Source organism: Amycolatopsis circi (assembly GCF_003385235.1).
Taxonomy (GTDB): Bacteria; Actinomycetota; Actinomycetes; order Mycobacteriales; family Pseudonocardiaceae; genus Amycolatopsis; species Amycolatopsis circi.
The window spans coordinates 52063-66766 of record NZ_PQIA01000020.1 but is presented as its reverse complement, the minus strand read 5'-3'; the positions used below and the strand labels follow the sequence as shown (position 1 = coordinate 66766).

General features: G+C 69.8%; 12 protein-coding genes. 6 read left to right on the top strand and 6 right to left on the bottom strand.

The annotated features are described in order from the left end of the window. The first annotated feature begins 363 nt into the window (after nucleotides 1–363). The 5 genes from D0D37_RS11330 (at nucleotide 364) to proB (ending at nucleotide 7140) form a co-directional block, all read left to right on the top strand. On the top strand, nucleotides 364–3615 hold the full coding sequence (locus D0D37_RS11330; RefSeq protein WP_116200472.1) for a translation initiation factor IF-2 N-terminal domain-containing protein: 3252 nt from the start codon (nucleotides 364–366) through the stop codon (nucleotides 3613–3615). A 161-nt stretch (nucleotides 3616–3776) separates the two neighbouring features. Then, nucleotides 3777–4091, top strand: coding sequence for a 50S ribosomal protein L21 (rplU, locus tag D0D37_RS11325; protein WP_037813760.1), 315 nt, complete (start codon nucleotides 3777–3779; stop codon nucleotides 4089–4091). Between the two features lie 47 nt (nucleotides 4092–4138). Beyond that, complete coding sequence (gene rpmA, locus D0D37_RS11320) at nucleotides 4139–4396, top strand: 50S ribosomal protein L27 (RefSeq protein WP_116200471.1); 258 nt, start codon at nucleotides 4139–4141, stop codon at nucleotides 4394–4396. 117 nt (nucleotides 4397–4513) lie between these two features. Then, on the top strand, nucleotides 4514–6037 hold the full coding sequence (gene obgE, locus D0D37_RS11315) for a GTPase ObgE (RefSeq protein WP_116200470.1): 1524 nt from the start codon (nucleotides 4514–4516) through the stop codon (nucleotides 6035–6037). Beyond that, nucleotides 6034–7140, top strand: coding sequence for a glutamate 5-kinase (proB, locus tag D0D37_RS11310; protein ID WP_116200469.1), 1107 nt, complete (start codon nucleotides 6034–6036; stop codon nucleotides 7138–7140). The genes obgE and proB overlap by 4 nt, the downstream gene beginning before the upstream one ends. A 175-nt stretch (nucleotides 7141–7315) precedes the next feature. On the opposite strand, the gene D0D37_RS11305 is transcribed toward proB, so the two are convergent. From D0D37_RS11305 to D0D37_RS11285, 5 genes are read right to left on the bottom strand one after another with little or no spacing between them, the layout of a single operon-like run. Then, on the bottom strand, nucleotides 7316–7792 hold the full coding sequence (locus D0D37_RS11305; protein WP_116200468.1) for a hypothetical protein: 477 nt from the start codon (nucleotides 7790–7792) through the stop codon (nucleotides 7316–7318). Nucleotides 7793–7820: 28 nt separating this feature from the next. Further along, on the bottom strand, nucleotides 7821–9446 hold the full coding sequence (locus D0D37_RS11300; protein ID WP_116200467.1) for an AMP-binding protein: 1626 nt from the start codon (nucleotides 9444–9446) through the stop codon (nucleotides 7821–7823). A gap of 13 nt (nucleotides 9447–9459) precedes the next feature. After that, nucleotides 9460–10194 carry an SDR family NAD(P)-dependent oxidoreductase gene (locus D0D37_RS11295; RefSeq protein WP_116200466.1) on the bottom strand — a complete coding sequence of 245 codons (735 nt, stop codon included), beginning with the start codon at nucleotides 10192–10194 and terminating at the stop codon, nucleotides 9460–9462. Nucleotides 10195–10253: 59 nt separating this feature from the next. Further along, nucleotides 10254–11399 carry an acyl-CoA dehydrogenase family protein gene (locus tag D0D37_RS11290; RefSeq protein ID WP_116200465.1) on the bottom strand — a complete coding sequence of 382 codons (1146 nt, stop codon included), beginning with the start codon at nucleotides 11397–11399 and terminating at the stop codon, nucleotides 10254–10256. 2 nt (nucleotides 11400–11401) lie between these two features. Continuing rightward, a complete protein-coding gene (locus D0D37_RS11285) occupies nucleotides 11402–12196 on the bottom strand; it encodes an enoyl-CoA hydratase-related protein (protein WP_116200464.1) in 795 nt (264 codons plus the stop codon). A gap of 115 nt (nucleotides 12197–12311) precedes the next feature. Between D0D37_RS11285 and D0D37_RS11280 the strand changes: the two genes are divergently transcribed. After that, entirely contained in the window at nucleotides 12312–12938 is a 627-nt protein-coding gene (locus D0D37_RS11280; RefSeq protein ID WP_116200463.1) for a TetR/AcrR family transcriptional regulator, read from the top strand. 1 nt (nucleotide 12939) lies between these two features. Here the strand turns inward: D0D37_RS11280 and argS are convergent, their stop codons facing one another. Beyond that, complete coding sequence (gene argS, locus D0D37_RS11275; protein ID WP_116200462.1) at nucleotides 12940–14658, bottom strand: arginine--tRNA ligase; 1719 nt, start codon at nucleotides 14656–14658, stop codon at nucleotides 12940–12942. Between the last annotated feature and the right edge of the window lie 46 nt (nucleotides 14659–14704).

The window sequence follows — 14704 nt, the reverse complement described above, 5'->3', positions numbered from 1 at the left end:
GGCACCGACTACACCGGGTGTCCCCCCGGGTGTGGGATACTCGCGTTGGCCGCTGCGCCGACGGGCATCCCGCTCGCGTCGTGAGCGGCCCGGAGGAGTGCCGGACCGGCACCACGCGCGTCGCCCCCGGGAGGCCGGGCCAAGGTCGATGTCGTGGCGGGTGGCCCGGGGGTCGCGAGCAGGCCGGCACCCCGCCGAGCAGACCAGGAACCGAGCGGCCGCCGACCCGGCGGACCGCACGGCTGCCAGCAGGATTCCCGCCGCTGGTCACCACCACGGCGGGCACGGAACAGAAAGGGCCCCTGCGCGGCCGCGTCAGCACCGGTGCGAACCGGCTGACGCGCCCGGGGGCGGAGGAGACATATGTCGAACGCGGACACACCCGCCGATCAGACCGGCGGGAACACCGTCGCACCCACGACCAGCAGGCTGGGCGAGCTGCCGCCGCGCATCCGCGTGCACGCGCTGGCCAAGCTGCTCGGCCTGAGCAGCCGCGACCTGCTCGGCAAGCTCGCCGAGCTGGGGGAGAGCCCCCGCAGCGCCCAGTCGAGCGTGACCAAGGAGGTCGCGCACCGCGTGGCGGTGATCCTCGACGCGGAGGCCGGTGCCGAGTCCGGCGAGGCCGCCGACGCCACCGCTCCGAAGGCCGCCGCCGCGGCGGCGCAGGGCGCGACCGCCGAGGCCGCCCAGGAAGCCACCGCCGCGGCCGTCGCCGGAAGCGACGCCGAGCAGGCCAGCGCGGAAGCCCGGGACGGCGCGGGCAACCAGCCCGAGGCTGCCCCGGCGGAATCCGCTCAGGACGCCGCCTCCGCCGGAACTGCCGCTTCGGAGCCCGCCCCGGCACAGGGCACCGCCGCCGAGCAGGGCACTTCCCCGGAAGCCGCCGCCCCGGCCCGCCAGTTTTCCGCCGAGGAAACCGGCCAGGAAGCCGCCGGGCAGGAGTCCGCGCAGGATTCCGGCGAGAAGCCCGCCCGCAGCCGCACCCGGCGCGCCCGCCGGGCCGTCGCGCCCGCGATCCCGGCCGAGCAGCAGGAAACCGAGCAGGCGACCCCGGCCCGCGGCCCCGTGCACGTGCCGGTCTTCGCCGCGCCCTCGCCGGTCTTCTTGCCGCCCGAGCCCGCGCAGAAGACGCGCACCAAGCCCGAGCCGTTGTTCGGCGTCGGCGAAGCTCCCACGCAGACCGAGCGCCCCGAGCGCCCCGGACGGACCGAGCGCGCCGCTGACACCGCCGAGGAAGAAACCTCCGACGAGGCCCGCGACGAGCGTTCCGACGAGGACGGCGACGACGCGAACAGCCGTCGCCGGCGCCGTCGCGGCCGTCGCGGCCGCGGCCGGGGCAAGGGCGGCGACGAGGCCCAGTCCGAGAACGAGGACGAAACCTCCGAAGACCTGCCGGTCAAGGACGCGAAAGACGCCAAAGACACCAAGGACGGCAGGGACACCAAGGACGGCAAGGACAAGCCCGAGAAGGCGGACGAGGCGGGCGAGGCCGAAGCGGAGTCCGACGACGACGCCGACTCCGAGGGCGGCACCAAGCGCCGCCGCCGTCGCCGCCGTCGCAAGGGCGGGGACGACGACGCGGCCGAGGCGACCGGCGACGACCCGCCCAACACCGTCACGCACGTGCGCCAGGCCAAGGCCGCCGAGACCGAGCGCCCGGCGCGCGACGAGGTGCGCAGCGTCCGCGGCTCCACGCGGCTGGAGGCCAAGCGCCAGCGCCGCCGCGACGGCCGCGAGGCGGGCCGCCGCCGCGCCCCGATCCTGTCCGAGGCCGAGTTCCTGGCCCGCCGCGAGTCGGTCGAGCGCACCATGGTCGTCTCCGAGAAGGGCGACTCCACGCAGATCGCCGTGCTCGAGGACGGCGTGCTGGTCGAGCACTTCCTGACGTCGTCGAGCACCGGCTCGATCGTCGGCAACGTCTACCTCGGCCGCGTCCAGAACGTGCTGCCCAGCATGGAGGCCGCGTTCATCGACATCGGCCGCGGCCGCAACGCCGTGCTCTACGCCGGCGAGGTCGACTGGGATTCGGCCGGGCTGGAGGGCAAGGCGCGCAAGATCGAGCAGGCGCTGTCCACCGGCGACAGCGTCCTGGTGCAGGTCACCAAGGACCCGGTCGGGCACAAGGGCGCCCGGCTGACCACGCAGATCTCGCTGCCCGGCCGCTTCCTCGTCTACGTCCCCGCCGGCGGGGCCACCGGCATTTCCCGCAAGCTGCCGGAGAACGAGCGGCGCAGGCTCAAGGACATCCTCAAGCGGATCGTCCCGGAGGACGCGGGCGTCATCATCCGCACCGCGTCGGAGGGCATCGGCGAGGAGGAACTGGGCCGCGACGTCGACCGCCTCAAGGCGCAGTGGGACGTCATCAAGGAGAAGGCCGCCGCCGCTTCCGGCAAGAAGGGCAGCGCGCCGACCATGCTCTACGAAGAGCCGGACCTGCTCGTCAAGGTCGTGCGCGACCTCTTCACCGAGGACTTCGCCAAGCTGGAGGTCCAGGGCAGCAGGCCGTGGGACACCATCAACGACTACGTGCAGCACGTCGCGCCCGACCTCGCCGACCGGCTCAAGCGCTACACCGGCACCGGCGACGCCTTCGCCGACCACCGGATCGACGAGCAGATCACCAAGGCGCTCGACCGCAAGGTCTGGCTGCCCTCGGGCGGCTACCTGGTCATCGACCGCACCGAGGCGATGACCGTCATCGACGTCAACACCGGCAAGTTCACCGGCTCGGGCGGCAACCTCGAGGAGACGGTGACCCGCAACAACCTGGAGTCGGCGGAGGAGATCGTCCGCCAGCTGCGGCTGCGGGACATCGGCGGCATCATCGTCATCGACTTCATCGACATGGTGCTCGAGTCCAACCGCGAACTGGTGCTGCGCAGGCTCACCGAATGCCTCGGCCGCGACCGCACGCGCCACCAGGTGGCCGAGGTCACGTCGCTGGGCCTGGTGCAGATGACGCGCAAGAAGATCGGCACCGGGCTGCTCGAGGCGTTCTCCACGCCGTGCGAGCACTGCAAGGGCCGCGGTGTCGTCGTGTCCACCGAACCGCAGCGCACCGCGGGCGGCGGCAACGGGAACGGGCACAACGGCGCCAACGGCCACAGCCACGGCGGCGACACCAAGAGTTCCCGGCGCTCCCGCGGCCGCGGCAAGGGCGAGGAACAGCACCACGAGCCCAAGCCGGAGCCGGTCGCCCCGGCCGCGACCCCGGTGCAGCGCGAGTCCGTGGTGTCGGCGGTGCAGGCCATGGCCAACGCGTCCAAGGCGAAGCACGAGCACCACGGTCCGGAAGACTCGGCGGACGCCGTCGAGGCGAAGGCGCAGGACCCGGTCAAGGCGTCCGAACAGGACACGGTGACCGAGAAGGCCGAAAAGCCGGAGAAGGCCGAGAACAAGACGGAGGCCCCGGCCGCCGTCCGGCAGCCGGAGCCCGCGGCCGGTCAGGCCGCGCCGGAGGCGGAAACCAAGCAGCCCGAGGCCGCCGAGGCGGACGCGGGAGAAGAACCCGAGGTCGACGTTCCGGCCCCGGCCGGGCGGAGCACCCGGCGCCGTCCGCGCCGCGCCGCTTCGCGTCCGGCAGGGCCGCCGGTGAAGGCTTCGGACCAGAGTTGATCCACCACGGGTACCCCGGGTGCAGCAGCGCCCGGGGCCTCCCGTAACCTGTAGTACGGCTCATCGCAAGCATGAGTTGCTGCGCGAGCACCTGGACCGTCTTCGGGCGGGCCGGCCGCGCCAGCCCCCTAACCCATTGTCGAGCAATGCAGGAGACATCCGTGTCGGCGTACGCGATCGTCAAGACCGGCGGCAAGCAGTACAAGGTGGCCGTCGGCGACGTCGTCGAGGTCGAGAAGCTCGAGGGCGAGCCGGGCACCGAGCACACCTTCCCCGCCGTGCTGTTCGTGGACGGTGGCGAGGTCACCACGGACGCCGACGCGTTGGCGAAGGTCTCGGTCATCGGCAAGGTCGTCGAGCAGACCAAGGGTCCGAAGATCCGGATCCACAAGTTCAAGAACAAGACCGGCTACCACAAGCGCCAGGGTCACCGGCAGAAGCTGACCCGCGTCGAGGTCACCGGCATCTCCAAGTAGTTCTTCGAACTTTCGAGACTGAAACTTTTCTGGAAGGGGCTTGAGCGATGGCTCACAAGAAGGGTGCGTCCAGCTCCCGCAACGGTCGTGATTCGAACGCCCAGCGACTGGGCGTGAAGCGCTTCGGCGGCCAGGAGGTGAACGCGGGCGAGATCCTGATCCGCCAGCGGGGCACCAAGTTCCACCCCGGCGTGAACGTCGGCCGTGGCGGCGACGACACGCTGTTCGCGCTCGCCGCCGGTGCGGTCGAGTTCGGCTCGAAGCGCGGCCGCAAGACGGTCAACATCGTGCCGGCCGAAGCCTGATCCTCGGCTTCGTCGCATAAGAACCTCCGAACGAGGGGTGGGGCCGGAATACTCCGGTGCCACCCCTCGTTCGTTTTTGTCCGGATACTTTTTTCGCACGTGAAGTGAGGCAAGCCCATGGCGTCCCGGTTCGTGGACCGCGCGGTCATCCATCTGACCGCGGGGGACGGGGGAAACGGCTGTGCCTCGGTGCACCGCGAGAAGTTCAAGCCGCTCGGCGGCCCGGACGGCGGCAACGGCGGCAACGGCGGTGACGTCACCTTGATCGTCGACGCCAACGTGCACACCCTCCTCGACTTCCATTTCCGCCCGCACGCCCGCGCCGGCAACGGCAAAATGGGCATGGGCAGCAACCGCAACGGAGCCGCCGGCGAGGGCCTCGAGATGAAGGTCCCGCCGGGCACCGTGGTGTTCACCGAGGACGGCGAACTCGTCGCCGACCTCACCAACCCCGGCACCCGGTTCATCGCCGCGCAGGGCGGCCGCGGCGGGCTCGGCAACGCCGCGCTGTCGTCGAAGGCCCGCAAGGCGCCCGGGTTCGCGCTGCTCGGCGAGCCGGGCGAGAGCCGCAACCTCGTGCTGGAACTGCGTTCGGTCGCCGACGTCGGCCTGCTCGGCTTCCCGTCCGCGGGCAAGTCGTCGCTGATCTCCGTGCTGTCCGCGGCGAAGCCGAAGATCGCCGACTACCCGTTCACGACGCTGGTGCCGAACCTCGGCGTCATCACCGCCGGTTCGTCGGTGTTCACGATGGCCGACGTGCCGGGCCTGATCCCGGGCGCGTCCGAGGGCCGCGGCTTGGGACTGGACTTCCTGCGCCACATCGAACGCTGCGCCGTGCTGGTGCACGTGGTCGACTGCGCGACGCTGGAGCCGGGCCGCGATCCGCTGTCCGATGTGGACGCTCTCGAGGAGGAGCTGGCCCGCTACACGCCGGGGCTGGGCGGCAAGCTCGAGGAACGTCCGCGCGTGGTGGTGCTGAACAAGATCGACATCCCGGAAGCGGCCGAACTGGCCGAGTTCGTGCGTCCGGAGCTGGAGGCTCGCGGGCTGCGCGTGTTCGAGGTGTCCACCGCCTCGCGCAAGGGCTTGAAGGAGCTGAGCTTCGCGCTGGCGGAGGTCGTCGAGGCCTACCGCGAGGCGCAGCCGGTGCTGGAGCCGGAAAAGATCGTGCTGCACCCGCTCGCGATCGACGACAGCGGGTTCACCGTCGAACGCGATCCGGAGGAAGAGGGCGGATTCATCGTCCGCGGCTCGCGTCCGGAACGGTGGATCCGGCAGACGAACTTCTCCAACGACGAGGCCGTCGGCTACCTCGCGGACCGGCTCAACCGGCTCGGCGTCGAAGAAGCGCTCGCGAAGAACGGCGCGCGGCCGGGCAGCCCGGTGACCATCGGCGACATCCAGTTCGAATGGCAGCCCTCCACTCCCGGCGTCGCAGTGCACCTGTCGGGTCGCGGCACGGATGTCCGGCTGGAGCGCACCGATCGCGTCGGCGCGTCCGAGCGCAAGGAAGCCCGCCGGATCCGCCGCGACGGCGTCGGCGAGGACGAGGACCTGGTCGAAGAGGAAACCACGCCGTCCGTCGACTCCGAACTGGACGACGTGTGGGACGACGAGGAGCAGGCGGAGCGCGACCGGTGAGCGGCACGCGGCAGGAGATCGCGGAAGCTCGCCGGCTGGTCGTGAAGGTCGGTTCCTCGGCGCTGACCACGGCGGGCAGCGGCCTCGACGTCGCTCGCCTCGACGCTCTTGTCGACGCCATCGCGGACCGTGTCGCCCGTGACGCGCAGATCGTCCTCGTGTCCTCGGGCGCGATCGGTGCCGGGCTCGCGCCGTTGAAGCTGGGCAAGCGTCCGGGGGACCTGGCCACGCAGCAGGCCGCGGCGAGCGTCGGACAGCTCGCGCTGGCGCACGCGTACGCGGAATCGTTCGGCCGCTACTCCCTGACCGTCGGCCAGGTGCTGCTCACCTCGGACGACGTCGTCCGCCGCTCGCACTACCGCAACGCGCAGCGCACGTTCTCCCGGCTGCTCGCGCTCGGCGCGGTGCCGGTCGTGAACGAGAACGACACCGTTGCCACACAAGAGATCCGCTTCGGCGACAACGACCGGCTCGCTGCTTTGGTGGCGCACCTCGTCGGCGCCGACGCACTCGTCCTGCTGTCCGATGTGGACGGTCTGTACGACGGCGACCCGCGCGACGGCGCGACCCGCAAGATCACCGAGGTGCACGGCGAGTCCGATGTGGAGGGCATCGCGGTCGGAATGTCGTCCTCGGGCCTGGGCACCGGCGGCATGGTCTCGAAACTCTCCGCCGCCCGCACCGCGGCCGGCGCCGGAATCCCGGTGCTGCTGGCCGCTGCCGCCGACGCCGAGGACGCCTTGCGCGCCGCGAACGTCGGCACCGCATTCGCCCCCGCCGACACCCGCCTGTCCGCCCGCCGCTTCTGGCTCGGGTACGCCGCCGACACCTCCGGCCGCCTCCACCTGGACGACGGTGCGGTGCAGGCAATCCTGCGCCGCCGGTCGCTGCTGGCGGCGGGAATCACCGGCCTGGACGGCGATTTCGAGGCCGGTGATGTGGTCGACCTGGTGGATTCCGCGGATGTCCCGGTGGCGCGCGGTGTGGTCGGATTCGACGCGGGGGAGTTGCCCGCGCTGATCGGACGTTCGAGCCATGAGGTTCCGGTGGAGCATCGCCGGGAGGTCGTCCACGCCGACGACCTCGTTCCGCTGCGCCGCTAGGACCCAGCGAAGTGTCGGGCGACGCGAGCAGGCTGCTCCGCGTATTACTCGACAACCAATTCTGACCCCGAATCCTCCCGGTAAGCGCGGCCCGGGGCAGCGACATCGGCGGACTCGCCGACCCCAGACCCGGCTGTTCCTGCACGACGCCGGGGCGGAAGCTGCGCAGCTGACCTCACCCCGCCCCGTACCAACGCCCACCCGGCGGCATGGCGTACTCCGTGTACAGAAGCGCGGCCAAGGCTTGCCAGCCGGTCACGTCCGCGGTGAACGTCCGGCCTCCCGGCGCGATCAGCACGGCCTGGCCACTGGCATCGGCGACCAGTGAGATCGGCACGCGGAACTCGTCGTAGTCGTGCCGCACGAGCCAGCGCCACCCGACCGTGAACCGGCGGCGGGCGCTCACCGGGTAGCGCGTGTCGACGTCGGCGACCCCGGTGCCGACGGTCGTCCACAGTGGAGTGACGCGGAGTCCGGCCAGGTGCACGAGCTGCGGTTTCTTGCCATCTGGTTCGAAACGGTAGTACGGCCGCCTGCGCCATTGTTCCCAGCGCAGCCGCCGTCGTTCGCGCCGGATCGGGCCGCGCAGGCGGGACAGCGCTTCGTCGACCAGCGCGAGGGCGCGGGCGAAGTCGGGATCGTTGCGGGACACGAGATTCTCCCCTCTCTCGCGCCCGAAGCTACGGAAGCGGCCGGGGACCGGTCCCATTCGGCTTTTCCACCAGCGAGCGGAGCTGGAACTTCTGGATTTTGCCGCTGGCGGTCCGGGGGAGTTCCGGAAACAGCTCCACGCGCTCCGGCCAGTACTGCTTGGCGACGCCCTTCTCCGCGAGAAAGCCGCGCAGCTTCTCCAGGTCCAGGTACGCGCCAGGCTTGAGCACGAGGCAGGCGCACGCGCGTTCCTGCAGCCGCGGATCGGGGACCGCGACCACGGCGACGGCCTCGACGTCCGGGTGTTCATAGAGGACGTTCTCCACATACGCGACCGGGATGTTCTCGCCACCGCGGATGATCACGTCCTTGGTGCGGCCCGCGATGCGGAGGTAGCCGTCGGCGTCGATGGCCGCGAGATCGCCGGTGTCGAACCAGTCGCCGGTGAAACTCTCCCGGGCCAGCTCGAGTCGTTCCGCGTAGCCGACGAACAGGAACGGCCCGGCGACCTGCAGGCGGCCTTCGGTGCCCGGCGGCACTTCGGTTCCGTCCGCATCGACGATCCGGATCCGCATCCCAGGCCACGGGTAGCCGTCGGTGTCGATCAGCTTGTCGTCCGGATCGCCCGGGATGCCGAGCGTGACCAGCGCGTCCTCGCTCTGCCCCCATCCGCCGAGCACGACGAGACCGGGCAGTTTCCGCCGCGCCTCCCGCACGAGCGCCCGGGGGATCGGCGCACCCATGCAGCAGAACCGTTGCAGGGACTTGAGATCGTGCTCGGCGAGGTTCGGCGCGGACAACAGGTCGTGCAGGAACGGCGTGGCGGCGGAGGTGTAGGTGATGCCGTGCTCGGCGACCAGTTCCACGAATCGGGCGGCATCCCACACGTCCTGCAACACGCAGGTCGCACCATTTTGCACGCCGAGCCGTGCACCGTAAAGGAAACCGGTGAGGTGTGCGAGCGTCGACGCCATGTGCAGGACGCTGTCGGAAGTGATGCCGAGCCGGTCGGGGAGCGGGTTGTTCGCGGCGATCGCGGTGTTGTGCGTGTGCATCACGCCCTTGGGCTCGCCGGTGGTACCGGAAGTGAAGATCAGCAGCGTGACATCGTTGGGGTCGGGCCGCCACGACGGCAGCTCCCGCCGTTCTTCCCAAGGCGTTGCGGCGAACTCTTCCCAGGACGAACCGACCACCAGCACGTGCTCTAGATCCGGCCACTGTGGACGGAGCCGCTGCGCCATCGCCGGATAGTCGAAACCGCGGAATTCCTGCGGCACCACCAGGACTTTTGACTTCGCGAGCGCCACCATGAAGCCGACCTCGCGGTCCCGGTAGATCGGGATGAGCGGATTGCTGACCGCGCCGATCCTGCTCGCCGCATAATGCACGATGATCCATTCGATCCGGTTCGGCAGCTGGAAAGACACGACGTCGCCGGACCGGACGCCCAGCTCCAGCAGCCCGAGCGCGCAACGGTCGACCTCCTCTTTGAGCTGACCGAAGGTGATGCTGCGCTGCGAATCGACGAACGCGGTCTTGTCCGGCGTGGCCGCCGCGGCGTCGTCGAGGTAGTCGGTGATGGTGCGGTTCACCCAGTACCCGGCGCGGGTGTGGGCCTCGATCGTCTCGTCGTTGAGGATCGTCGCGAACGGCATGGCGGGCTCCGGGTCAGCTCATGGTGAGGCCGCCGCTGACGCTGACGGTCTGGCCGGTGACGTAGGCAGCCTCGTCGGAGGCCAGGAAGGCGACCACGTTCGCGATGTCGGACGGCTGCGCGAGCCGCCGGAACGGGATGGCTTTCGTCAGTGCTTCGCGTAGTTTCGGGTTGTCGCCGCCGAGGGAAGCGAACAGTTCGGTGTCGGCCGGACCGGGACAGACGGCGTTGGCGTTCACCGCGTTGCGTGCCAGTTCCCGGGCGATCGACTTCGTGAACGCGATGATGCCGCCCTTCGCCGCCGAGTACACCGCCTCGCCCGACGAACCGACGCGACCGGCGTCGGACGCGATGTTGACCACGGACCCGAAGCCCTGCTCGACCATCACCGGCAAGACCTCGCGGCAGGTGTTGAGCACGCCGTAGAGATTGATCTGCACGACGCGGTCCCAATCGGCGCGATCGGACTCCACGAACGGGCCCGCCTTGTCCCAGCCGGCGTTGTTGACCAGCACGTCGATCCGGCCGAACTGCGCGCGGACCTGCTCGACCGCGTTGGCGACGGATTCGGGCGAGGTGACGTCGGTCTTCACGCCGACTCCGCCGATCGCGGCCGCGGTTTCCTTCGCGGTGGTCTCGTTGATGTCGCTGACCACGACGGTCGCGCCCTCGGCGGCCAGCTTCTCGGCGATGCCGCGGCCGATGCCCTGGCCAGCGCCGGTGACGATGATGACTTTGTCTTTCAACACAATGCCTCCAGCGGCGCGAAGCGCCTCGATTGAGGGTGGGTGGTGGGGATGAGGCGGCACTAGGGGGCGTAGGCGCGGCCGAGCAGGTTGCGCGCGATGACGAGCTTCGACACCTGCGCGGTGCCGTCGCCGATTTCGAGGCCGATCACGTCGCGAAGCCGCTGCCCGACGGGGCTTTCGCTGGAGTACCCGAGGTGCCCGAACGTGAGCAGGCACTGGTGGATGGTCTCCGCGGCGAGCTTCGGTGCCCAGAACTTCGCCATCGCCGCCTCGGTGCTGTGCTCGACGTCGTTATCCTTGCGCCACAACGCTTCGTAGCAAATATGCCGCGCTCCGCACAGGTAGGTGGCCTGCTCGGCAAGCGGGAACGCGACACCTTGGAAAGTGCCGATCGGACTGCCGAACGCCTCGCGGTCGCGAGACCATTGCAGCGCCTCGTCGAGTGAAACCTGTGCTGCGCCAAGGCAAGCGAGTCCGATGATCGCGCGCGAGTAGTCGAAGCCCTGCATCACCGAGACGAACCCTTGGCCTTCTCCGCCGACCAACGCGTCTTTGGGGACAGGCAGCCCGTCGAAGTGCAGCGAGGCCCGGCCGATCGCCCGGCTGCCGAGATCGTCGAACGTCGCCCGCGAGACGTACGCGTCGTCCAGTTCGACCCAGAACGCGCTGACGCCGCGCGCGCCGGGGCCGCCGGTGCGGGCGAGCACGAGCGCGACGTCGGCCGACATGCCCAGGGTGATCGACGTTTTCTCGCCGGTGAGCCGCCAGCCGTCGCCGTCCGGTTCGGCCTTCATCTCCAGCTTCGCGGCGTCGGTGCCGTGCCCGGGTTCGGTGATGCAGAACGCGGGCACGACCTCGCCGGACGCGATCGGCGGCAGCCACGCCGCCTGCTGCTCCTCGGTCGCGTTGCGGGTGAGGATGTCGCTGACCAGTGCGTTGACGATGATGAAATACGACGCGTTGAAATCGCCGCGCGCGACTTCCTCGGCTGCCATCCCGGCGACGACGGCGCTGGCCTCCTGCCCGCCGTGCCGCTCCGGGATGCGCAGGCCGGTCAGGCCCATCGACGCCAGGTCCGCGACCAGCTGGGGCCGCAGCTTCGCCGCTTTGTCGTCGGATTGGTAATGCGGCGCAAGGACTTTCGTCGCGAACCGGCGCAATTCGTGCCGGTAGGCGTCTTCGTCGTCGGTGAACGTGAAGTCCATGGTCAGTGCCAGTTCACGTGCGAGACGAAGTCCGGCTTGCGCTTCTCCGCAAACGCTTGCGCGCCTTCCAGGCCCTCCGGCGAAGCGGTGAACAGGTCGAGCGCGGACATGGCCAAATTGGACAGTCCGGCCTGGTGGTCGGTGTCCGCGTTGAAGGACTGCTTGAGAAACCGCAGTGCGGTCGGGCTTAGTGCGGCAGTGTCATCGGCCCACGCCTTGGCGGTCTTGAGCAGCTCGCCGGGCGGGACGACGGCGTTGACCAGGCCCATCCGCTCGGCCTCGGCCGCGTCGTACTGGCGGCAGAAGAACCAGATCTCGCGGGCCTTCTTCTCACCGACGACCCGCGCGAGATACGCCGAGCCGAACCCGGCGTCGAACGAGCCGACTCGCGGACCGGCCTGGCCGAAGCGCGCGGTTTCGCTGGCGATCGTGACGTCGCACAGGACGTGCAGCACGTGCCCGCCGCCGACCGCGACCCCGTTGACCGCGGCGATCACCGGTTTCGGGAGGTCGCGGATGAGCTTGTGCAGGTTGCCGATCTCGAACATCCCGCTCTCGGTCGGCCCGTAGTCGCCGGTCTCCGCGCGCTGCTTGACGTCGCCGCCGGTGCAGAACGCCTTCTCGCCCGCGCCGGTGAGGATCACCGCCTGCACGTGCTTGTCCGCCCACGCCGCGCGGAACGCCTTGATCAGCTCGTCGACCGTCTTCCCGCGGAAGGCGTTGTAGCGCTCCGGCCGGTCGATCGTGATCACCGCGGCCGGGCCGTCGATCTCGTACCGGATGTCCTCGAACTCCATCGTCCGCTCCCATCTGTCGTCTGACCACCGTGACAAAATTTGACTGTAGAGTCAAGAGTTGAACTCAAGGTCAACCGGTAGGCTTTCGGGACAGCGGAGAACCGGGAGGAGCAGGATGGGCGCGGTGAAACCGCCGTCCGAGCGCGTGCGGCGCAAACGGGGCAAGCGGATCCAGGAGATCCTGACGGCGGCGGCCGAGCTGTTCGGCGAGCGCGGCTACGACGCGGTGAGCCTGGAGCACGTCGCCGAACGCCTCGACGTCACGAAGGGCTCGCTGTACTACTACTTCTCCAGCAAGGACGAGCTAGGCACGGCAGCGATCGAAACGCTCGGCGACGAGTGGACGGCCCGGCTGGAGCACCTGCTCGACCGCACCGAAGGCACCCCCGAAGTCCGGCTGCGCGCGCTGATCCACGAGCACGTCACGATCGCGGTCAACGACTATCCGGCGGCGCTGCGGCTGTTCCTGATGCCGCGCGAATGGCCGAGCGCGCAACGTGAACGCATCAAGGAACTCCGCCTGCGCCACGACGCGCTTTTCCGCGCACTGATCGAAGAAGGCTTGGCGAGCGGCGAGTTCACCGTCACCAGCGTCGACACCGTGCTGCAGTGCATGCACGCCGCGATGAGCCAGGCGCCGACGTGGTGCGGTGAACTGCCGTCCGCCGCGCGGGGGAAAGCGGTGGACGAGGTCGCCGACACGTTGATGGCGCTCGTCCACATCGGACAGCTCGGACGGTGATTCAGAGGCGACGCGGGGCTTCGATGCCGAGCAGCGCCAGACCCTGGACCAGCGTGCGCGACGTGAGCGTGGCCAGCTGTACCCGCGAAGCGCGCAGCTCCGGTGTTTCGGCGGTCAGCACCGGGCACTGTTCGTAGAAGCGCGAGAACGTGACCGCGGTTTCGTACAGGTACGTACAGAGCTTGTGCGGCGCGTACGCGGACGTCGCCGCGCTGATCGCTTCGCTGAACCGAAGCAGCGTAAGCGCGAGCGCACGTTCTGCTGGTTCTTCAAGCAGGATTGGCGCGTCTTCGACGGTTTCGCCTGCCTTCGCGAGGATCGACTCGATCCGCGCGTGCGCGTACTGCAGGTAGACGGACGTGTTGCCGTCCTTGGCGAGCATGCGGTCCCAGTCGAACACGTAGTCGCGTTCGCGGTCGCTGGAGAGGTCGGCGTACTTCACCGCGCCGATCCCGACCGCGCGCGCGACTTCCTGCTGCTCTTCCTTGCCGAGTTCACTGCGCTCGGCAACGATTTCCGCGGCTTGCGCCACCGCTTCGTCGAGCAGGCTGGAGAGCTTGATCGTCTCGCCGGCGCGAGTGCGCATCACCTTGCCGTCCGCGCCGAGGATCGAGCCGAACCCGATGTGCTCGGCGTGCACGCCGTCGAGCCATCCGGCCGCGCGGGCCACCGCGAAGATCATCGCGAAATGCTGTGCCTGCGGGGCGCCGACGACGTACAGCAGGTCGGTCGCGCCGCGTTCGGCGGTCCAGTACCGGATCGTGGCGAGGTCGGTGGCCGCGTAGCCGTAGCCGCCGTCGCGCTTGCGGACGATCAGCGGGAGCCGGTCGCCTTCGCGGTTGGCGAAGCCTTCGGGGAACACGCAGACCGCGCCGTCGCTGATCTCGGTGAGCCCGTCGGCTTCGAGTTCGTCGACGACCTCGCCCAGGTACGGGTTGTAGAAGCTTTCGCCGTAGATGTCGTCGTCGGTGAGCGTGATGCCGAGCTGGCGGTAGGCCGCGTTGAAGTGCCGTGTCGACTCGTCGACGAGTTCCTGCCAGAAGGCGAGCGTGTCCGCGTCGCCGCTCTGGAGCTTCACGACGCGCTCGCGGGAGCGGGTCGCGAAGGCCTCGTCGGCGTCGAACTTCCGGCGCGCGGCCTGGTAGAACGCGTTGAGGTCGCTGCGGTCGCCCGACGGTTCGTCCAGGTGGTGCTCGATGAGCATGCCGAACGGAGTGCCCCAGTCGCCCAGGTGGTTGTGCGGCAGCACCTCGTGCCCGACGAAGCGCAGCAGCCTGCTGATCGCGTCGCCGATCACCGTGGAGCGCACGTGCCCGACGTGCATTTCCTTGGCGACGTTGGGACTGCTGTAGTCGAGCGCGACCCGGCGCGGCTGCTCAGTCTCGGCGACCCCGAGCCGGTCGTCTTTCGCTTGCTCGGCCACGCGCTGCTCGAGCCATTCGCGGCGCAGCACGAAGTTCAGGAATCCGGGCCCGGCGATCTCGGGCCGGTCGGCGACGCCGTCCAGCTCCAGGTTCTCGACGATCCCGGCCGCGACCTCGCGCGGCGGTTTGCCGAGCCGTTTGCCGAGGCTCATCGCCAGGTTGCACTGGTAGTCGACACCGTCGCGAGTGGACACCGCGATGAGCGCCGCGGACGGGTCGAGGTCGACGTCGAACGCGCGGCGGAGCGAGGCCACCACGCGTCGGGCCAGTTCCTCACTAACCTCGGGCTTGCGCACGGTGTCCCTCCTTCGCGTAGTCGATCGGTGAAGCCTACCGACCGCG